The following is a 19,229-nucleotide window of genomic DNA, read 5'->3' on the forward strand; positions in this document are numbered from 1 at the left end:
ATATACAATATAGAACAGAATCTGTTATACTAATTGCATAACAGATAGGAGGGATAAAGTGTTTCTACAAATAGAACCAAATTCAGATGTCCCTATTTATACACAACTAACGCAGCAAATAATTGAAGGCATTGCCAATAAGAATATAAAGCAAGGAGAATCACTACCTTCTGTACGAATGCTTGCAGCTGATTTAGGTGTAAATATGCATACAGTTAACAAAAGCTATCATGAATTAGAAAGGAAAGGCCTAATTTCTATTGTTCCTAAATCAGGCGCAATTGTGAACGTAATTGGTAAAAAGAGTAGTGATAGTGTACAGCAATTAGACTATATAGAGAAAATGCTGCGACCTGTCGTTGCTGAAGGAGTCGTCAAAGGATTAGAGATGAGCGATTTCGAAACTTTAATTGGTAGGATTATGGATAACTTAAATGAGGAGGTTGAAAAATGATGGGTTTTGGAATATCAATTATTATGCTTGTGTTTACAGGTCTAGTACAAATATTCATTCCATATATGGTGAAAAAAACAGTAGTATTTGGCGTTTCTATTCCCGCAACATTTATAAATCATATAATGGTAAAGCGAGTAAAAAGAATCTATAGTATGGCTTTAGCATCTATTTGGATTGTAATGTTCATTGGATATATTGTTTGGTGCCTTCTTATTCCAAGTAATGACGACCTTCAGGTTATCGTCGGCACTTCTTTATTGTTTCTATTAATCATTATGAGTATGCTATTTTACGCGTATTTCCATCGTAAATTGCAGTTAGAAAAGCAACAACAGCAATGGGGAATAGATTTAAAAGAGGTGAAATTAGTGGACACCTCATTACGAGGGAAAGATGAAATGTTGCCTCTTGCTTATTATATCGGTTTAGTAGTTATCCCATTGATATTAATTATTTATACTTATTCTCAATATCCTTTACTCCCTGAACAAATCCCAACACATTGGGGGGCAAATGGAGAGCCTAATGCTTTTACTGAGAAGAACCCTTTTACTGCAATATCATTACCTCTTATGATGCTTGTTTTGCAAATTATGTTTGCAGCTATGAGTCAGGGAACTAAAATATCTGGTATTAAAATAAGTGTCATTAATACAAAAGAATCTACTCGAAAACAAATAGAAAAAAGAAAATATACAAGTTGGTTTATGTTTTTAACAGCCTTGCTAATTACGATGTTATTTAGTCTTCTTCAATTAACTACTATACACCATAATGTAATTGGGCAAGGAATAATGCTAACTATCTTTATCATTTTTATGGTGGTCATTCTTGTGGGGAGCATTATTTTCTCCATTAAAGTTAGTAGTTTGGAGAAAAAGAATAAGTATCTAAACTATCCTAACGGGGTAATGGATGTAGATGAGGATCGTTATTGGAAAGGTGGATTACTTTATTTCAATAAGGATGATTCATCCCTCTTTGTAGAAAAGAGATTCGGAATAGGATGGACAATCAATTTTGCTAGACCTATGAGCTATTTGTTAGTATTTGTCCCACTTATTATTATTCTTTTCATTGCGTTTTTTTCTAGCTAGTAAGAAGCTCTCTTAACAGAAGGTAATACTTTTGAAAATGTCTTTAATGAGCCAGTTTTTAATATATCGTTGATAACAACGATTATTAAGGCTGGCTCTTTTTGTTGAACAATTAATTTATAATAAATTTTCGATTATTCACAGAAACAATTAAAAAACTCCCTTCTTTTGCCGATTCATTGTGGAAAAAGAAGAGAGTTTGCAAAATAAATGTGAAGCCTTTACTTCGAAGGCCTTTTTTGTAAAAGGGTAGGTAAAGACATACCGACTAATACTAAGACGATACCACATACTTGAAGAATTGTTAGTTTCTCATGAAGTACTATTACAGATGCCATTATAGCAACAGGTAATTCCATCGCGCTTAATATAGAAGCTAATCCTCCTCCAACTCTTGGAACGGATATGGTGAACAATAAAATTGGCAAAATAATACCGAAAAACCCTAGGGCTAGACCGTAGTAAAGTAATTGCGTTTCAAATAGTTTGCCGTTTACTATGATTTCAGGTGTTTGGAAAAGGCAAATCATGACCATAGCAAAGAACGACATAATTGTCATACGACCAATTGTTGATACTCCTTCTACAGGTCTAGAATTAAATTGCATAAAGCAAGCAAAGCTAAGGGCTGAAGCAAAACCAAATGCCCATCCACGCCAATCGAGACCGCTTAAATCGACATCTAAAATTCCAGCGGCTAAAATTGTACCAATTACAAGAAATACAAGTGAGATTAGCTCATTACGTGTGGGCCTCCGACGATGAAGTATGCAATCTAAGAAAAGGCCAATCCATGTAAATTGGAAGAGCATTACTACTGCAAGAGAAGCGGGTAGGTAGCGAACTGCTTGTCCATAAACAATACCAGTGTTCCCAGTTATAAGACCTGACAGCATAATAATTAAAAAGCCTTTACCAGTTACTTTTGGTAAAGAACGGTGAGTACAGATAAAAAGAATCAATGCTAGTATAAAGCCGATTACATACTGGCTTGTCACTGCTTCCTCTGTTTTAAAGCCGTGTTGCATTGCAACTTTAATAATTGTTGATAAAATCCCATAAGAACTCGAACCCAGTACAATAAGCAATGGAAATATTAAATTTTTGTTCATATAGACACTCCTGTATTTAAAAATACCAAAGAAAAATTATAACACGAATCGTATAAATTAATTGAAAAAATGCGCTATATGGCACTTTTTGCTTTTATCATCATAACAACTCAAACTATAATGAAAAAGGACATATGTCCAAAAGGGGGATAATCTATGAAAATAATTGAGGACGTATCGTTACTTTTTGAAAAGTTGACCAAATATAACTTCGAAGAAATTTTCTCAGATATTCATTCAACACCATTTGTCCTTCAAAAATATTGCGCAGGAGAAATTATACTAAATGAGGGCGTTGAACTTCATACACTTCTTTATTTAGTTGAGGGTAAGGTCAAGGCGACTTCAAGCGTAGAAACGGGGAAATCCCTATTACTACGATTCAGTCATCCTCTCTCAATTATTGGAGATGTAGAACTAATCCGTCATGTACCTGTTCAATCACAAATAACAGCAATAACCAATTGTTTATGTATAGCATTACCATTTGACTATATTTATATGAATGAAATGAGTAATCCATTGTTTTTACAAGACCTATTGAAGGCTCTAAGCTACAAACTTCAAACAGGTACCACGGCTTCTCGAGTCAACCTACTTTCTTCGGTGGAAGATCGCTTTGCAAGTTATCTATTATCCACTACTACTCCTGATAATGAGTTTGGTTTAGAATTACAAACCGCAAATATTGGGGAAATTGCTGACTTACTGGGTACAACCCATAGGCATTTAAATCGGGTCATTCAACATTTAAGTGAGCGGGGAATAATCAACAAAAGCAAAAAGGCCATTCGAATATTAAATGAACAAGCATTAGAGAAAATGTCGAAGGGGATTCGATATGAATGAGCAATGAAAAAAGATGACCGAAATGATGGTCATCTTTTTTTCAAAGAGAGTAATTTAAACTTTCTTCACCATATGATCAAATTCCTCACCAATAATCATCCATGGCTCTGCATAAACAAATCCCATTTTTTCATAAAGATGACGAGCGCGATCCTTATGTTTTTCGACATTTAGGGATACTTTACGATAGCCATTTTCTATTGCTACGTTGTCTGCATACTTTAGCAAAGTGGTGCCAACACCATGACCACGAAATAGTGGGGCCGTGCAAATAGTATCGATATAGAATTCGTCTGTATGTGCCTCAACTTCTATGGTTTGAGTATCTGCATGTTTTGCTGCTAACCACTCTTCTAAATTTTGATCTAATGTTGGTGCTAAATCCCCGCTGTAGACTACCATTATTCCCGCGACATTTCCTTTGATTTCAGCTATATACGTATTTTTATAGGAATGACGATTATCCTCTTGCTTAAATAACATTTCTAATTCATTAAGGATAGCTTGGGGATCATCTTCTCCTGTAAGGCGGTTCGCAATTTCGCCAATAGCATCAACGATTAAAGGTGCCGCAAAGGGAGCGTCTGCCAATTGTGCAGGTCTTACAGTAATACTCATAATATCTATCTCCTTTAACAACTAGTATATCAAAGTGGAATATTTTTGCTAAAGAAGCTGATATGTTTTGACGAATTTATCCAAAAGTCAGTGTATTTCTTCGTATCTTATGATTTTTTACCTAAATTGTTACTTAATTTACTTTTGTGTTGTCAGACTTCATGGTAGGATAGATATAAGATATCTTGTGAAGGAGTTTCGACATGTTAGAGTCCAGTAAAGAATTCGTTCTCGTCTATGGGGATGCATTTGTTGATTTTATAGCCAATGATACAACTAATACATCGTTTACAAAGTTTTTGGGTGGGGCAACTGTCAATGTAGCTGCCGGTATTAGCCGAATAGGTGCTCCTGCTGCGCTAATCACGGTAACAGGAGATGATGAAACATCTGAGTTTGTTCGCAATGAACTAGATCACGAAGGTGTTATCATGAATTATGCTAAGATCATTCCAGAAAAGCGGGTAAGTGGTGTTCACGTTCATTTAACGGAAGAACGTGAACGTATTTTTACAAATTATATGGATGATACACCTGATCTTCAAGTAGAAACAATTCACTTGCAAGAAGAAGCTTTTAAACGTGCTTCAATCTTTAATTTTTGTTCAAATACTATGTTCCATCCAATTGCTTTAGAAACTACAAAGGCGGCGGTTGCATTAGCAAAAAAACACAATACGCTTATAGCAATGGATGCGAATATTCGTCCTTTAAGATGGGAAAGTCCAAAAGTTTGTCATGATACAATAGCAGCTTTCTTAAAAGATGCTGATTTATTGAAGTTAGCAGTTGAAGAAATGCTCTTTTTAACACAAACAAAAACAATGGAGGATGGAATTCAAGCACTAAAAGAGTTCGATATTCCATTAACTTTGATTACTGTAGGTGAAAATGGAGCATATGTTGTATTTAATAATGAAATAAAACATGTACCCTCTATTAAAATTAACTGTGTAGATACTACAGGTGCAGGTGATGCATTTATGGCCGGTGTACTTCGCCAAGTTCATCTACATGGTATGCCAAAGACAATAGATGAAGCGTATCATTACGTTCGTTTTGCTAACAAATTAGGTGCATATGCTGCCACAAAAGCAGGTGCTATTACAGCCATGCCACATTATGAAGAGATTAAAGAATTGCTTCATGAGGAGGATACATGTGGAAAAGAACTATCAGCAATTAGTTGATAATCGTATTTTCTTTGGGGGAGTAGCTGATGCACAAACAGCCATTGCAAACGAAAATATTGATGTAGTAATTGATTTACGATTGAAAGAACCTGAAAAAGTAGATTACAATCGAATTCATGCACCTATTGCAGATGAGGAAGAAAAAATTATTCCATCCATTTTGTATGCATTAAACGAAGTAATGAATGCGTACAACAATGACAAAAAAGTATTCTTTCATTGCGGAAGTGGGAGTGGCCGAGCGGGTACACTTGCAACGGCAACATTATTAGAAATTGGACAGGCAAAAACAGTTGAAGAGGCAGAACAAAAGGCAAAAGAAATCCGTTCCAAAGTTAATGTACGGGAACCAATGAAAAAAGCATTAAAACAAATTTTTGAATAAAATATATGGATGAGAAAAAGGAGTTATACTTAAAATAGTATAACTCCTTTTTCAATAATCTAAAATAAGGGGATTATGTCGATTTATGAGAATATTTCCTGGGGAATTATAGGGAATAATGCTGCTTGCTAAAATGGGTAATTATTCTGTTTTATCATTCTTTGTTGACTTATTTTCTTCTCGGGTACATATATACAAAGAGCCATCTGGTTGAAATTGTGCATAAAAGACTTCTTCAATATTTTCTATATCCTTTTTCTTGAGTTTTTTTATTAACCAATCATCTGTTAAATTTAATTCTTCCATTGAGCTTCGCACGATTTTCCCCTCAGCAACTACCTCAACTGGAATATGTGGTGGAATCGAGACATCCGCATTTACATTTTGCTTTGTAGCAGGTTGTTCAGCAGGTTTCAATAGGATACTGAGTTCTCCATTTGTTTCTAAGATTGCATAGTGTACGTCCTTAATTGAAAAAACGGATTTCTCACGCAACATCATTAGCAGATCATCCATATGGAGTTTGGATGTTTTCATCGCCTGAACGGAAATCTCTCCATTTTTGATAATAATTGTTGGGCTACCATCAATGAGAAACCTTAGCTTGGTGGACTTAAGTGCAATAAAACTTGCTAAAATGGTTAAGATTGACCACCATACCAATGAAACGAGACCATCCATAAATGGAGTTTCTTCCACTGAAGCGATTTGAGCAGCTGTTGAACCAATCGTAATGCCGGTAATATAGTGGAAATAAGTAAGTTGACTTAATTGTTTTTTACCGAGTAGACGCGCTAATAAGAGCAATACTATAAAAGAAAGTGTTGTTCTTAGCATCATCTCCCAAAAATTCAATTCAAAGAAGTTATCCATTGTTTTAATCACTCCTCTTTCTAAACACATGCTTAGTATGAACATTAAAAAAGAGGATATTCTCACCTTAAACATTATTAATTGTTGAAAAATTGTTATAATTGTAGCATCAAATTTATTTGAACATTCGAATATTAAGGAAGTGAGATCTTATTATGTCAACAACATTAGCAAGGACGAGTCTAGGAAATCCTATTTATCCTATTATGGTGGCAATCGGTATTTGTCACCTTTTTAATGATACGATGCAAGCTGTTGTACCTGCGATGTTTCCTATTTTAGAAAAGGGAATAGGCTTAACTTTTACTCAGCTTGGACTTATAACATTTGTTTTAAATATGACATCTTCTGTATTACAACCAGTTGTAGGTTTCTTTAGTGACCGCAATCCAAAGCCATACGCATTGCCATTAGGAATGAGTTGTACTTTTATAGGTCTTGCTGGGATTGCAGTTGCTTCGAATTATTGGTTGATTCTTTTATCAGTCATATTCTTAGGATTAGGATCTGCTATTTTCCACCCTGAAGGTTCCAAAGTTAGCTTTATGGCTGCAGGACCAAAACGTGGCTTATCACAATCTATTTATCAAGTGGGTGGTAATTCTGGACAAGCTTTAGCCCCACTTATAAGTGCCTTTGTGTTAGTACCATTTGGTCAAATTGGAGCAGCATGGTTTTTAATTGTTGCAGCTGCCGGAATTCTGCTAACTTCACGGATATCGTCTTGGTATAAAGAACAATTAGAAGAGGAACGTGTAACGAAAAAGAAAAAGGTATTGGTTTCTAATTTACCTGTCTTAACGAAGAAGCAAGTTGGTATTGCCATTGGTCTATTAATGGCTGTAATTTTTATTCGTTCCTTTTACGTTACAAACATGACAAACTTTTATATTTTTTACTTAATGGATAAGTATCATTTAACTATTCAGAATGGGCAATTATTCATCTTTATCTTCCTTGCAGTTGGTGCGGTTGGAACGTTTTTTGGTGGTCCAATGGCCGATCGGATAGGCAGGAAAAATGTAATTTTGTTATCATTTTTAGTCCCATTGCCATTTGCTCTTTTACTACCATATGTTCCGCTATGGTTAGTTATAGTCTTCCTTACTGTGATAGGATTTTTCATTATGTTAAGTTTTTCTGTTACAGTAATTTATGCACAAGAGTTAGTGCCTAGCAAAGTTGGCACAATGGCAGGTCTAACAGTTGGACTTGCCTTTGGTATGGGAGCGATTGGTTCAGTAGTTATTGGTATGTTAATGGACCATTATGGTGTTTTTGATACTATGGTTTTCATATCTGTACTGCCTATATTTGCTTTTGTCGCATTTTGGCTCCCAGCAGATCACAAAGCAAAAGCATGATTTTTAGAAAACCTTCGATGAATTAAGGAATCTTTTTTATCGAATCTTTTTTCATTAATCGATAAATGAACTAATGCTTAATAAAGATTGATTAGGAAATATGGTTTAGAAAGTTAATACTCCAAAATATTGTTGAAGCTGAATGGATCTGCCACTCCATTATAAGTAGACGATAGAAGGGGATGGTTTCAATTGAAAATAATCTTAGAATTTATTCGCATTATGGTAATATTCCTTATACTTGGTGGTTTAATGGGTGCCTTTGTAAAGTTAGTATATTCTAGTTTTGGAATAAATGTAGATAATACCATAGGTACCTGGTTAGTTGGATTATCAATTCTTGTGATGCTTTTTGTATTGTATAGAAACAAACTCCAATTTTCTGGGTTTTACAATGGATCAGGAAGGGTGAAGCTTTCAAAAAGACTTAGAAATTCTCTAATTTTCTGTTCAGTAATCATGTTATTTTTAGCCCCCTTCTTTCACTAATAGATGTGTTTAATTTTAACAAGAATGGAGGAAACTCTGATTAACGGGGTTTCCTCTTTTTTTTTCAATGATTAACAAAAGCTTAACCAAGATTAAATGAACATTAAACAATTAGAGGAATAGCTTAAACAAAATACTGTTGGAAATCAGTGCTCCAAGAAATTGACTATGTACAAAAAGTGTTTTGATTGACAAGTTTTGAATAAAGGATGCATAGGATAAGCAGTATGAACAATTTGGAAGGTGGAATCCTTGTGTATTATCAAATTCCTCATCAAGTACCAAGTAATCAGATACGTGTCATCACAGTAACTGGCACCGGAAAGATTGATGTTGCGCCGAACTATGCTCAAGTCCAAGTGGAAGTTATTACTCAAGGGGATGATGTAAAGACGGCAGGGCAACAAAATGCTGCTACGATGAACCGTGTCATCCAAGCACTACTATCTCTTGGGATTTCTCGAGAGGATATTCAAACAGCACTTTATAATATTGCACCAAAATATGACTACATCGATGGGAAACAAGTTTTTAGGGGATATGAAGTCACTAATGCCGTAACAGTAAAGATAAGAGATATTAACCAGGTTGGAAATGTCCTTGATACGGCAGTAAAAAATGGGGCAAATAGTGTTTCTAGCATACAATTTAAAATTGATCATGAAGATCGTTATTATAACCAAGCCTTGTCCCTTGCATTGCGTGATGCACAGATAAAAGCAAAGACAATTACAGAGACTATGCATTTACATATTCCTCCGCATCCAATTGAAATTGTAGAAGAAAGTAATGCTCAACCTCCAATCGTCTATAAATCAGCAAGTTTAGCGACCCAAAACTTTGGAACACCAATCGAGCAAGGAACTATGACTATTAGTGCAAACTTAAGAGTGAAATTTCAATTTTAGTTTGATGAATGCTTATAACACCCTTATAACAACAATTTTAACCAATGTGTTCTATAATTTTTTTCTGTTGATTACACTAAAGTATAGGACAGACTAAACAAGGTGGAGATGACATGGCAAAAAGACTAGGCATTGTAGCGCTATTGTTATTTAGCGTTTATGCTGTAGGAATGTACTTTTATATTTTTCAAAGTAGTAGTGGAGAAATACCTGCTGCTTTGAAGGGAACGGTAGCAGATCCAGCTGTATTCATGTCCCAACATGAATTACTTCTAAGTGGCGAATATTCGAAAATAAGAAATTACCTTTTCTTTGTAGCAACACCTTTTGAATGGCTTTTATACCTCTTTATCTTATTAGCTGGCGTTTCTCGATTATTTGAAAAATGGTCTATTTCACGAGCTAAATCAACTCTTTTCCAAACGATGATTTATGTATTTTGGCTTTCATTACTGATGTATATCGTATTATGGCCATTAGATTTTTACAGATATCATTTAAGCAAGGATTATGGCATTAGCACGCAAGCTTTTTCTTCTTGGTTTAAAGATGGGCTGATTGATTTTGGTGTTAATTTTGTCACATCTGTATTAGTCATGTCAGTGATTTATTGGTTAATCAGAAAAAGCACGAAGAAATGGTGGCTATATGCATGGCTTTTATCTATTCCTTTTTCTATCTTTGTTATGTATATTCAACCGGTTGTAATTGATCCCTTATATAATGATTTCTACCCATTACAAAATAAAGAATTAGAAACTAAAATCCTCGCCTTAGCAGAGCAAGCTAATATACCAGCAGACCATGTATATGAAGTGAATATGGCAGAAAAGACTAATGCATTGAATGCCTATGTAACAGGGGTAGGAAGTAATTCTCGAATTGTTTTATGGGATACAACGTTAAATCGTTTAACAGATAGAGAAATACTTTTCATCATGGCACATGAGATGGCACATTATGTAGAAAAGCATATTTATATCGGCATCGCTTGCTATTTAGTATTATCATTTGTCGGATTGTGGCTTACTGCAAAAATAATGAATTGGATTATAGCGCGCTTTGGAAGTAGATTGAAAATCAATAAATTAGGGAATATGCATTCAATGCCACTATTTTTACTTGTCACTTCTTTTCTTCTATTTGCATCAAGTCCATTGTCTAATTATATTTCTAGATACCAAGAAAGTAGAGCAGATAACTATGCCATTAACTTAACCGGAGATCATACAGCAGCTGTTACTTCATTCCAAAAGTTGACGAAGGCTGGGCTAAGTGAAGTAAATCCGCCATTACTTGTGAAATGGTTCCGATATACACACCCACCTATGTTAGAAAGAATATATAAGGTATATGAGCAAAATCCAGATATAGAGCAAGAAAAGAAAGAAGAACGAAAGAAAAATAAATAGATAAATAAAAGGCTGTTCAGGAGGTATATGATTCTCTTGAACAGCCTTTTTGTATGGCATGCATTCTTCATTCAGGTAGTTCTGATGGTTTTGTAACGACATTATCAGAAATCTGTACTTCGTGCATTTTATTTTTGTGCATAAATTTGAAAATACCATTATCAAAATCTGTTCCAATTTCTTTGAAGAAAATGCCTGAATGATAAAATTCCTTAGGACAAGTGAAAGAGACCTTGTAGTCCTTAGCTTCCTGTACTAAATAAGCCCTTACGCCTTTTTCATAAATTGTATCTTTGTTTTGGACAAAGCGTTCAACAGAAACAACATGCATATCCACAAAAGGGAGTTCTTTTAAGAGTAAGTTCATAAAAGAACCTTTAGTGATTTCTTCCCAACGACTTTGTGCGGTTTGGCCGATAATTACTTGTGTAATATTAAGGTGATTAGCAACCTCTGCAATAACATGTTGAATTGGTTTATTCTCACGATCTCGAATGATAAATTCCTCGACATTATATTCTTCACAAAGCTCTTTCCAACGTTCGATGTATTCTAACTTTTCAGCGTCCAGCTCCGCGTATGGAAGCGAATCTACGGTAAGAATATAAAGTGGGCAATCAAGCATTTTTGCAATTTTATGTCCCCTGTTTATCAATCGCTCTCCATTCGGACCATAATATACACATACCAAAATCCTTTCATCCATACGACCGTGTAAATGTTTCACGCTCTATTCCACCTTCTTTTCAACAATTTTATGACTATTTTTTATAGATTGATAAGAAAATATAAGTTTTTAGGCACTTAAAAATAGGATTGTAGAGATAATCATGTATAATTTTATTAGATAATTAAATTTTCTAAATTTTAAATTTAATTATATTATTAGTACATTACTAGATTAATACTGTTATTGATTAGAAAAAAATCCACAATTTATAATCCCCATTTTTCATTTATTTCTATTTGGCTCCTTATTATGATGGCACTTTAACAGTAAGTCAAGTACCATAATTTATAAAAAATACCAATTAAACATTTACGTAAAGGAGGAAGGTTTTTGACACTATTGACAATTAATTTAGCAATCTTACTGCCATTCGCTATGGCAATTATAGTGCCGATAATGTATAAGCGGCTTAATAAAATACATATTGGCTGGTTAGCTTTAATGGTCCCACTCGTTGTATTCACTATGCTAGTCAGGCTTATTCCAAGCATAGCGACAGGACATACTTATACCCATACTTATCGATGGATTCCGTCTTTAGATATTAATTTTACAACGTATTTAGACGGCCTTAGCATGATTTTTGGTCTATTGATATCAGGTATAGGTAGTTTGGTTATTTTATACTCTATATTTTATTTATCTACTAAAGAAACTCTTCATCAATTTTACTGTTATTTACTTCTCTTTATGGGCGCAATGTTAGGTGTTGTATTTTCAGATAACCTGATGGTGCTTTACGTATTTTGGGAATTAACAAGTGTTTCCTCGTTTTTATTAATCGCTTATTGGCATCACAGAAAAGCATCCAGAGCGGGTGCACAAAAATCAATGCTCATTACTGTATTTGGTGGAGTATCAATGTTAGTAGGTTTTATCATGTTGCATATAATGACGGGGTCTTATAGTGTGCATGAAATCATTCATAACTTGAACAGTCTATCTAATCACCCATTATTTACCTCAGCAATGCTATTAATCCTTTTAGGTGCATTTACAAAATCTGCGCAGTTTCCATTTCATATATGGTTGCCAGATGCAATGGAAGCGCCAACCCCTGTTAGTGCGTATTTGCACTCGGCAACTATGGTGAAAGCGGGAATTTACCTTGTTGCACGTTTATCACCAATCTTCGGAGGCAATATGTTATGGTTTTGGCTTTTGACAATCGTCGGCTTTATCACGCTTATATGGGGGTCTTTTAATGCGGTGAAGCAAACAGATTTAAAAGCATTACTCGCATTTTCAACGGTAAGTCAACTCGGATTAATCATAAGTTTATTTGGGATGGGATCTGTTGCGTATGAATTAGATTATGGAGAAGATACAGTTATCTACACACAAGCTACATTTGCCGCATTGTTTCATTTAGTCAACCATTCGACTTTCAAAGGGGCACTTTTCATGATGGTCGGCATTATAGATCATGAAGTAGGAACAAGAGATATTCGCCGTTTAAGTGGTTTAATGTCTATTATGCCTTTCACATTTTCGATTGCAGTAATAGGTAGTTTATCGATGGCAGGTATGCCTCCATTTAACGGTTTCTTGAGCAAAGAAATGTTTTTTGCAGCAGCTCTTCAAATAAAAGACTTGGAGCTATTTTCTATACATTATGTAGGAATTTTATTCCCAATTATCGCTTGGATAGCAAGTGTGTTTACGTTTATCTATTGCATGATTATTATTTTCAAAGCTTTCTTAGGAAAAGCTTTTATACAAAAAGTAGACCGCTCTGTCCATGAAGCGCCTTTTTCAATGCTTGTAGCTCCATTTATTCTTTGCATGATTGTGGTTGGTGTTTTTTTCTTTCCAAACTTATTGGGACAATATATTTTGAAGCCAGCAATGACTAGCATTTATCCGAACCTTGCAAAACCAGAAATATTATCTCCTGAAATACATGCTTGGCATGGATTAAATGGGGAGTTGTTGATGACAGTGGCTGTGTTGTTTATTGGAATTATACTTTATCGGTTACTTGAAAATTGGAAAGACGTCTATCGGTTATTTCCATCTGGTTGGTCATTAAATGAACTTTACATGAAAACGCTATCGGGATCTGAACATATTGGATATAAATTGACAACTAGTTATATGACAGGTTCACTACGTCATTATACGATTTATATTTATAGTTTCTTTATCCTCTCAATTGGTGGCTTTTTTTTCGCTAATGATGTATTTCATTTTAGCCTTGACCATAATGCGCAGGTAGCTTGGTATGAGTTAGTTTTACTAGTGGTAATGTGTGCGGCAGCTGTATCTATGCTCGTAGTAAAATCACGCATTACCGCTATTATTTTAAACGGCGTATTAGGATTTGGTGTGACGATCTTTTTTGTGTTATTCAGAGCTCCAGACTTAGCATTAACACAACTTGTTGTTGAGACTGTGACAACCGCTTTATTTTTACTATGCTTTTACTATTTACCAGAATGGAGGAAAGAAAAAACTTCGAAGATTACTAAAGTTTCCAATGCTATTATTTCACTTGCGATTGGAATGATAGTTGTTGTTATTTCGCTTACAGTACTCGATTATGATCAATTTGAAAGGATTTCTATATACTTCGAGAATGCTTACGAATTAGCAGGTGGAGCTAATATTGTAAACACTATTTTAGGAGATTTCCGTGGGTTCGATACAATGCTAGAAGTGGTAGTCCTCTTTATCGCTGGACTTAATGTATACACATTAATCAAGTTTAAGGTGAAAAAAAGGGGGACTGATTTTGAAGGTTAACGAGGTCATTTTAAAAACTGTTACAAAAATCGTTGTATTTATCATTTTAACGATGGCAGTATATCTCTTCTTCTCCGGACATTATTCACCAGGAGGTGGATTTATCGGAGGTTTGGTGTTAGCTTCTGCTATTGTATTACTTTATCTAGTCTTTGATATAGAGACAGTTCATCAAGGTATGCCGATTGATTTTAAGATGATAGCTGCAATTGGTGTAATGCTTGCAACAGGTACAGGCTTTGCATCTGTTTTGTTTGGAGTGGACTTTTTGACGCAAACAGCAGTAACAGTATATTTTCCGTTGATTGGCGAAAAGGAATTAGCAAGCGTTGTATTATTTGAAGCAGGTGTAGCAATGACAGTGGTTGGCGTTGTTGTCACAATAATTTTAAGTATTAGTGAAGGAGGTGAGTAGCATTTGGAGACATTTATTATTTTGTTAAGTGGTTTGCTTGTATCAATCGCTACTTACTTAATTCTTTCAAGGAATATGATTCGAGTGATAGTAGGAACAGCTGTTTTATCGCATGCGGTACATCTATTGATCCTAACTATGGCAGGTTTGAAAAAAGGAAATGTGCCTCTTTTAAAGGAAGCAATTGGACCTTATACGGATGCGCTTCCGCAAGCATTAATATTAACTGCTATTGTTATTAGCTTTGCTGTAACTGCTTTTGTTTTAGTTCTTGCCTTTAGAATTTATCAAACAAACAAAGCGGATGACTTTGAAAGTTTGAGGGGGCAAGAATATGAATAATTTAATCGTGATGCCATTGGTTTTGCCCATCATGATGGGCATCGTCCTGGTGTTTTTTAGAAAACATATTCAATTACAAAGAGTTCTCAGTTTGTTAACGATGGTAGCTTTGATTGTGATAAGCATTGTCTTGCTACAAAAAATTCAAACAACTGGCATTATGCGTGTAGATTTAGGGGGATGGTTACCCCCGTATGGCATTTCATTTGTTGCAGATTCTTTTGCAGTTTTGCTTATATTAGTTGGGAATACAGTGGCAATGATTTGTTTATTTTATGCTTTTTCATCAATTGGTGATCAGCATGAGAAAATGTACTTTTACCCATTTTACTTGTTATTAGTTTCAGGAGTGAATGGTTCGTTTTTAACAGGGGACATTTTCAATCTTTTCGTTTGTTTTGAAGTAATGTTACTCGCTTCATATGCATTAATCACACTTGGGGGAGATAAAGTTCAACTTAGAGAATCCTTAAAATACGTACTGATCAATGTACTCGCTTCCTGGTTTTTCCTTGTAGCTCTCGCTTATTTATATGGAGCTTTAGGTACTCTTAATATGGCTCATCTATCTGTCCGGGTTGCGCAAGTAGGGCAAGATTCTCTTCTTACAACCATTGCTCTATTATTTTTGCTTGTTTTTGCATTAAAAGCAGGGTTGTTACTATTTTTCTGGTTGCCTGGTTCTTATAGTGCCCCTCCAACGGCAGTAGCTGCACTATTTGGTGCATTATTAACAAAAGTCGGGATTTATGCTCTTATTCGAATTTTCACTTTGGTCTTTTATCATCAACCTGAAGTAACTCATGTATTAATTGAAAGTATGGCTGTTGTTACAGTATTAGCGGGATGCCTTGGCGCGATTGCCTATAAGGATTTACGCCAAATTGTTGCATACAATGTTGTCATTGGTGTTGGCTTTGTTCTAATGGGACTTGGAGCAGCAACAGAGGCTTCCTTGCAAGGTTCAATCTATTATTTAATGCACGACATGATTGCAAAAGCAATGCTCTTCCTGGTTGTAGGTACAATGATTTCTTTAACAGGGAAAGGGAAGTTTGATCGAATAAGTGGGATGATCAGACATTACCCGTTATTCGGTTGGCTGTTTTTTGTGGTTATGTTAGCTCTTGCTGGATTCCCACCTTTAAGCGGATTTGTTGGCAAAATTCTTATTGGGCAAGGGCTTATTGAAACAAAATCTTATATTTTACTAGCGATTGCCTTTTTCTCAAGTGTGGTTGTGCTCTATTCCTTGTTACGGGTTTTTTTACAAGCCGTATTTGGAGAAACATCAGTTAGGATTGGTGATGAAAAACCGCTACCTAAAGGTCAATTAGTACCAATCATTTTACTAGCAAGTTGCACTATTTCCTTAGGAATTGGAACAGAGGGAATTTCTAACTTTGTAGAAGATGCCGCAATGACATTGAGTAATCCAGAAATTTATATACAAGCCGTATTAGAGAAATAACTGGGAGGAGGCTTATAGTGCCAGCACAGTTTTTATTGAATCTATTTATCGCTGTACTTTGGATGCTTCTGAAAGATGAAAATGAAGCGTATTTTACAACATTTTTCACAGGATTTTTAATTGGAGTCGGGATTTTATATGCTATGCATCGATTTTTTGGTATGCAATTTTATTTAAAGAGAATATTCTCCGTAGTGAAGTTATTTTCCATTTTTATTTGGGAATTGATCCTATCAAGCGTGCTTGTTTTACGGCAAATTTGCAGTCCAAAGCTTAAGATAACACCAGGGATTTTTGCATATGAGACGGCATTGCAAAGTGAAGGTGAAGTTACAACGCTTGCCATTTTATTAACATTGACACCGGGTTCTGTCGTAATGGAGGTTTCGCCAAATGGTAAAGTGTTTTATATTCATGCAATGGACATTGAAAAGTCTAAGGAGGATGTGCTGCGTTCAATTGGAAACTTCGAAAAAGTAATTATGGAGGTGACGCGAAAATGACTGAAAAGATATTAATCGTATCATTAGTTTTATTTTCTATAACAATTGCAGTTGCACTTTTTCGAATTATACGAGGTCCTTCTATGCCTGATCGTGTAGTAGGACTTGATATGATAGGTGTCAATCTATTATCCATGATCGCAATTATTTCCATTTTGTTGGAGACAAAGGCTTTTTTAGAAGTAATTTTAATATTAGGAATCCTATCATTTATTGGTACCATTGCCTATTCAAAGTATTTAGAAAGGGGGAAGATTATTGAACGCAAATCCAATTCTTGAGTGGACAGGAGTAATAATGATATTTATAGGTAGTTTAATGAGTGTTGTAAGTGCCTTTGGTATCATTCGGTTACCTGATGTCTATACTCGTTCACATGCAGCAACGAAAAGCTCCACATTAGCAGTAATGTTGTCATTGCTCGGAGCGTTTTTATACTTTTGGGCACATGATGGATTCTTTAGTATCCGGATTTTACTAGGCATTCTCTTTGTCTTTTTAACTGCACCAGTTGCAGGGCATCTTATCTGTAGAGCTGCATTTCGCTCAGGCGTAAAGCTATCAAATCAATCTGGCGAAAATGCACTACACCCTGTGTTGTTTTCTGGAGAAGTAGAAGAAAATAAGTCATCTTATCCAGAACAAGCTGGATAGGATGGCTTTATTAATCTTTTTTGGAAAAATATTTTGTGATTGATTAGAGGATGTTACAATAATGATTAGAAAAAAGGTGGAAGGGGAAATGCTATATGAAGCTCGCTGTTTTCGGTGCAACAGGTAGAGTTGGTAGCGAAATTGTCCGCTTGGCATTACAAGATGGTCATGATGTTTTTGCACTTGTTCGAACACCCCAAAAATTAAAATTGCAAAACCATTTAACAATTCAACAAGGTAATGTTTTTAAAAAAGAAGATATTGAAAAGACAATGATTGGAGCAGACGCATGTCTATGTGCACTAGGAACTGATCGTACCACCACTTTATCTGAAGGGATTCCACATATTATTTCCTCAATGAAGAAACATCATATAAAAAGAATCGTCACTATAGGCACTGCAGGAATTTTAGATAGTCGTATGGAACCTGGAAAATTACGTTTTCAGTCCAATGAATCAAAACAAAGGTTAACATTTGCAGCAGAAGAACATGCAAAAGTGTATAAAATGCTTGTGCAATCCAATTTAGATTGGACGATTATTTGTCCAACCTACTTACCGGATGGCGCAGCAACTGGAGAGTATCGCGTAGAAATTAATAAACTACCTCTTAATGGGGAGAAAATATCAGTAGGAGATACTGCTGAATTTGCATATCATGAATGTTTTAAACAGCAGTTTTTGCGTATTAGGGTAGGGATTGCCTACTAAATGATGGAAAGCAGATGGGGAATGAGGATAACATGAAAAAAAGTCATAAAGCTTTAATGGTTGCTCTATCTTTAGGTTTTGCTTTAGTGAAATACTCCAAAAACAAAAACGGTAAAATGACATTAATAAATGCTGTTCACCAACAAAATTTACCTGCAGTGAAAATGTCAATAAGTGGCGGCGCAGATTTAGATCAACAAAACGAACGTGGAAGAACGCCACTCATGATTGCTACATATAACAATGATTTAGATATCGCAAGAATCCTTATTGAGACAGGTGCTGATGTCAACATTCAGGATGATATGCAGAATAATCCATTTTTATATGCTGCAGCAGAAGGTTATTTAGAAATTTTACAATTAACTACAAAAGCTGGAGTTGACCCAACGATTATCGATCGTAATGGAAACACGGCCTTAATACCAGCAGCAGAACATGGCAATGTCAAAGTGTTGCAATGGTTATTAGATGAGACTCAAATAGATGTAAATCATATTAATAATTTAGGTTGGACAGCATTGCTTGAAGCAATCATCTTGGGAGATGGCAGCAAAAAGTATCAAGAATGCGTGAAATTATTATTACAGAACAAAGCAAATCCGAACATTGCTGACAAAGATGGAGTTACACCAGTTGAGCATGCCGAAAAACTTGGATATAAAGAAATCGAAGCATTATTAAAGAAATATGTATACTAATTTTGCGAAGCTCACCCTTTAATAGGTGAGTTTTGTTTTTATAGTCTAAAAAAGTTTCAAAAAGCTGAAAAAGCGAAAAAACGATAAGAAATGTTCATAAACTAAAGAAATGGTGAAAAAATTCTCTAGTTACCTATAGAAATTATGATAGAATCTAAATAATTACTTTTATATAAGGTTTGGACTGGAATTTTACAA

21 protein-coding genes are annotated in these 19,229 nt (G+C 35.1%); 17 read left to right on the forward strand and 4 right to left on the reverse strand.

Annotated features, from left to right (window positions below; all coding sequences use genetic code 11):
- Positions 1-58 precede the first annotated feature (58 nt).
- Both ACWV26_RS00540 and ACWV26_RS00545 read left to right on the forward strand, forming a co-directional pair.
- On the forward strand, positions 59-454 hold the full coding sequence (locus ACWV26_RS00540; protein WP_455896466.1) for a GntR family transcriptional regulator: 396 nt from the start codon (positions 59-61) through the stop codon (positions 452-454).
- Complete coding sequence (locus ACWV26_RS00545; protein WP_455896467.1) at positions 451-1,554, forward strand: DUF1648 domain-containing protein; 1,104 nt, start codon at positions 451-453, stop codon at positions 1,552-1,554. Before ACWV26_RS00540 ends, ACWV26_RS00545 begins: the two co-directional genes overlap by 4 nt.
- 221 nt (positions 1,555-1,775) lie before the next feature.
- On the opposite strand, the gene ACWV26_RS00550 is transcribed toward ACWV26_RS00545, so the two are convergent.
- Entirely contained in the window at positions 1,776-2,666 is an 891-nt protein-coding gene (locus tag ACWV26_RS00550; protein ID WP_455896468.1) for an EamA family transporter, read from the reverse strand.
- Positions 2,667-2,822: 156 nt separating this feature from the next.
- Here ACWV26_RS00550 and ACWV26_RS00555 point away from each other — a divergent pair, with 156 nt between their 5' ends.
- Positions 2,823-3,515: a Crp/Fnr family transcriptional regulator gene (locus ACWV26_RS00555; protein ID WP_455896469.1), complete on the forward strand. Its 693-nt coding sequence runs from the start codon at positions 2,823-2,825 to the stop codon at positions 3,513-3,515.
- Between the two features lie 54 nt (positions 3,516-3,569).
- On the opposite strand, the gene ACWV26_RS00560 is transcribed toward ACWV26_RS00555, so the two are convergent.
- Positions 3,570-4,133 (reverse strand): GNAT family N-acetyltransferase, encoded by a 564-nt coding sequence (locus ACWV26_RS00560; RefSeq protein ID WP_455896470.1) that lies wholly within the window; start codon positions 4,131-4,133, stop codon positions 3,570-3,572.
- A 203-nt stretch (positions 4,134-4,336) separates the two neighbouring features.
- On the opposite strand from ACWV26_RS00560, the gene ACWV26_RS00565 reads away from it, so the two are divergent.
- Positions 4,337-5,323 carry a carbohydrate kinase family protein gene (locus ACWV26_RS00565; RefSeq protein ID WP_455896471.1) on the forward strand — a complete coding sequence of 329 codons (987 nt, stop codon included), beginning with the start codon at positions 4,337-4,339 and terminating at the stop codon, positions 5,321-5,323.
- Positions 5,295-5,711, forward strand: coding sequence for a protein-tyrosine phosphatase family protein (locus ACWV26_RS00570; RefSeq protein ID WP_455896472.1), 417 nt, complete (start codon positions 5,295-5,297; stop codon positions 5,709-5,711). Before ACWV26_RS00565 ends, ACWV26_RS00570 begins: the two co-directional genes overlap by 29 nt.
- A gap of 141 nt (positions 5,712-5,852) precedes the next feature.
- Here the strand turns inward: ACWV26_RS00570 and ACWV26_RS00575 are convergent, their stop codons facing one another.
- Complete coding sequence (locus ACWV26_RS00575; protein ID WP_455896473.1) at positions 5,853-6,584, reverse strand: DUF421 domain-containing protein; 732 nt, start codon at positions 6,582-6,584, stop codon at positions 5,853-5,855.
- A gap of 155 nt (positions 6,585-6,739) precedes the next feature.
- Here ACWV26_RS00575 and ACWV26_RS00580 point away from each other — a divergent pair, with 155 nt between their 5' ends.
- From ACWV26_RS00580 to ACWV26_RS00590, 3 genes are all read left to right on the forward strand, one after another.
- On the forward strand, positions 6,740-7,948 hold the full coding sequence (locus ACWV26_RS00580) for an MFS transporter (RefSeq protein ID WP_455896474.1): 1,209 nt from the start codon (positions 6,740-6,742) through the stop codon (positions 7,946-7,948).
- Between the two features lie 743 nt (positions 7,949-8,691).
- On the forward strand, positions 8,692-9,345 hold the full coding sequence (locus ACWV26_RS00585) for an SIMPL domain-containing protein (RefSeq protein WP_455896475.1): 654 nt from the start codon (positions 8,692-8,694) through the stop codon (positions 9,343-9,345).
- Positions 9,346-9,458: 113 nt separating this feature from the next.
- Positions 9,459-10,757 carry a M48 family metallopeptidase gene (locus ACWV26_RS00590; protein ID WP_455896476.1) on the forward strand — a complete coding sequence of 433 codons (1,299 nt, stop codon included), beginning with the start codon at positions 9,459-9,461 and terminating at the stop codon, positions 10,755-10,757.
- 67 nt (positions 10,758-10,824) lie between these two features.
- Here ACWV26_RS00590 and ACWV26_RS00595 read toward each other — a convergent pair whose 3' ends face one another.
- A complete protein-coding gene (locus tag ACWV26_RS00595; protein WP_455896477.1) occupies positions 10,825-11,484 on the reverse strand; it encodes a universal stress protein in 660 nt (219 codons plus the stop codon).
- A 342-nt stretch (positions 11,485-11,826) separates the two neighbouring features.
- Here ACWV26_RS00595 and ACWV26_RS00600 point away from each other — a divergent pair, with 342 nt between their 5' ends.
- The 9 genes from ACWV26_RS00600 (at position 11,827) to ACWV26_RS00640 (ending at position 19,031) form a co-directional block, all read left to right on the forward strand.
- Positions 11,827-14,232 carry a Na+/H+ antiporter subunit A gene (locus ACWV26_RS00600; RefSeq protein ID WP_455898148.1) on the forward strand — a complete coding sequence of 802 codons (2,406 nt, stop codon included), beginning with the start codon at positions 11,827-11,829 and terminating at the stop codon, positions 14,230-14,232.
- Complete coding sequence (locus ACWV26_RS00605; RefSeq protein ID WP_455896478.1) at positions 14,222-14,647, forward strand: Na(+)/H(+) antiporter subunit B; 426 nt, start codon at positions 14,222-14,224, stop codon at positions 14,645-14,647. The genes ACWV26_RS00600 and ACWV26_RS00605 overlap by 11 nt, the downstream gene beginning before the upstream one ends.
- Positions 14,648-14,650: 3 nt before the next feature.
- On the forward strand, positions 14,651-14,989 hold the full coding sequence (locus ACWV26_RS00610) for a Na(+)/H(+) antiporter subunit C (RefSeq protein WP_455896479.1): 339 nt from the start codon (positions 14,651-14,653) through the stop codon (positions 14,987-14,989).
- The gene (locus tag ACWV26_RS00615) at positions 14,982-16,460 is read left to right on the forward strand and encodes a Na+/H+ antiporter subunit D (protein ID WP_455896480.1); all 1,479 of its coding nucleotides are present in this window, start codon (positions 14,982-14,984) and stop codon (positions 16,458-16,460) included. The genes ACWV26_RS00610 and ACWV26_RS00615 overlap by 8 nt, the downstream gene beginning before the upstream one ends.
- A gap of 17 nt (positions 16,461-16,477) precedes the next feature.
- Positions 16,478-16,963 (forward strand): Na+/H+ antiporter subunit E, encoded by a 486-nt coding sequence (locus ACWV26_RS00620; RefSeq protein ID WP_455896481.1) that lies wholly within the window; start codon positions 16,478-16,480, stop codon positions 16,961-16,963.
- Positions 16,960-17,244, forward strand: coding sequence for a Na(+)/H(+) antiporter subunit F1 (locus ACWV26_RS00625; protein WP_455896482.1), 285 nt, complete (start codon positions 16,960-16,962; stop codon positions 17,242-17,244). Before ACWV26_RS00620 ends, ACWV26_RS00625 begins: the two co-directional genes overlap by 4 nt.
- Positions 17,222-17,617 carry a Na+/H+ antiporter subunit G gene (locus ACWV26_RS00630; protein ID WP_455896483.1) on the forward strand — a complete coding sequence of 132 codons (396 nt, stop codon included), beginning with the start codon at positions 17,222-17,224 and terminating at the stop codon, positions 17,615-17,617. The genes ACWV26_RS00625 and ACWV26_RS00630 overlap by 23 nt, the downstream gene beginning before the upstream one ends.
- Before the next feature lie 95 nt (positions 17,618-17,712).
- Entirely contained in the window at positions 17,713-18,330 is a 618-nt protein-coding gene (locus tag ACWV26_RS00635) for an NAD(P)-dependent oxidoreductase (RefSeq protein WP_455896484.1), read from the forward strand.
- 32 nt (positions 18,331-18,362) lie between these two features.
- On the forward strand, positions 18,363-19,031 hold the full coding sequence (locus tag ACWV26_RS00640) for an ankyrin repeat domain-containing protein (protein ID WP_455896485.1): 669 nt from the start codon (positions 18,363-18,365) through the stop codon (positions 19,029-19,031).
- Positions 19,032-19,229: the final 198 nt, after the last annotated feature.

This window comes from Rummeliibacillus sp. JY-2-4R, from assembly GCF_053847205.1.

Excerpts from the sequence above, each read along its gene's own strand:
- ACWV26_RS00575 (WP_455896473.1), bottom strand. The coding sequence starts at position 6,584 with ATGGATAACTTCTTTGAATTGAATTTTTGGGAGATGATGCTAAGAACA.
- ACWV26_RS00635 (WP_455896484.1), top strand. The coding sequence starts at position 17,713 with ATGAAGCTCGCTGTTTTCGGTGCAACAGGTAGAGTTGGTAGCGAAATT.
- ACWV26_RS00640 (WP_455896485.1), top strand. The coding sequence starts at position 18,363 with ATGAAAAAAAGTCATAAAGCTTTAATGGTTGCTCTATCTTTAGGTTTT.
- ACWV26_RS00580 (WP_455896474.1), top strand. The coding sequence starts at position 6,740 with ATGTCAACAACATTAGCAAGGACGAGTCTAGGAAATCCTATTTATCCT.
- ACWV26_RS00560 (WP_455896470.1), bottom strand. The coding sequence starts at position 4,133 with ATGAGTATTACTGTAAGACCTGCACAATTGGCAGACGCTCCCTTTGCG.
- ACWV26_RS00615 (WP_455896480.1), top strand. The coding sequence starts at position 14,982 with ATGAATAATTTAATCGTGATGCCATTGGTTTTGCCCATCATGATGGGC.
- ACWV26_RS00550 (WP_455896468.1), bottom strand. The coding sequence starts at position 2,666 with ATGAACAAAAATTTAATATTTCCATTGCTTATTGTACTGGGTTCGAGT.
- ACWV26_RS00565 (WP_455896471.1), top strand. The coding sequence starts at position 4,337 with ATGTTAGAGTCCAGTAAAGAATTCGTTCTCGTCTATGGGGATGCATTT.
- ACWV26_RS00625 (WP_455896482.1), top strand. The coding sequence starts at position 16,960 with ATGACTGAAAAGATATTAATCGTATCATTAGTTTTATTTTCTATAACA.
- ACWV26_RS00590 (WP_455896476.1), top strand. The coding sequence starts at position 9,459 with ATGGCAAAAAGACTAGGCATTGTAGCGCTATTGTTATTTAGCGTTTAT.
- ACWV26_RS00555 (WP_455896469.1), top strand. The coding sequence starts at position 2,823 with ATGAAAATAATTGAGGACGTATCGTTACTTTTTGAAAAGTTGACCAAA.
- ACWV26_RS00545 (WP_455896467.1), top strand. The coding sequence starts at position 451 with ATGATGGGTTTTGGAATATCAATTATTATGCTTGTGTTTACAGGTCTA.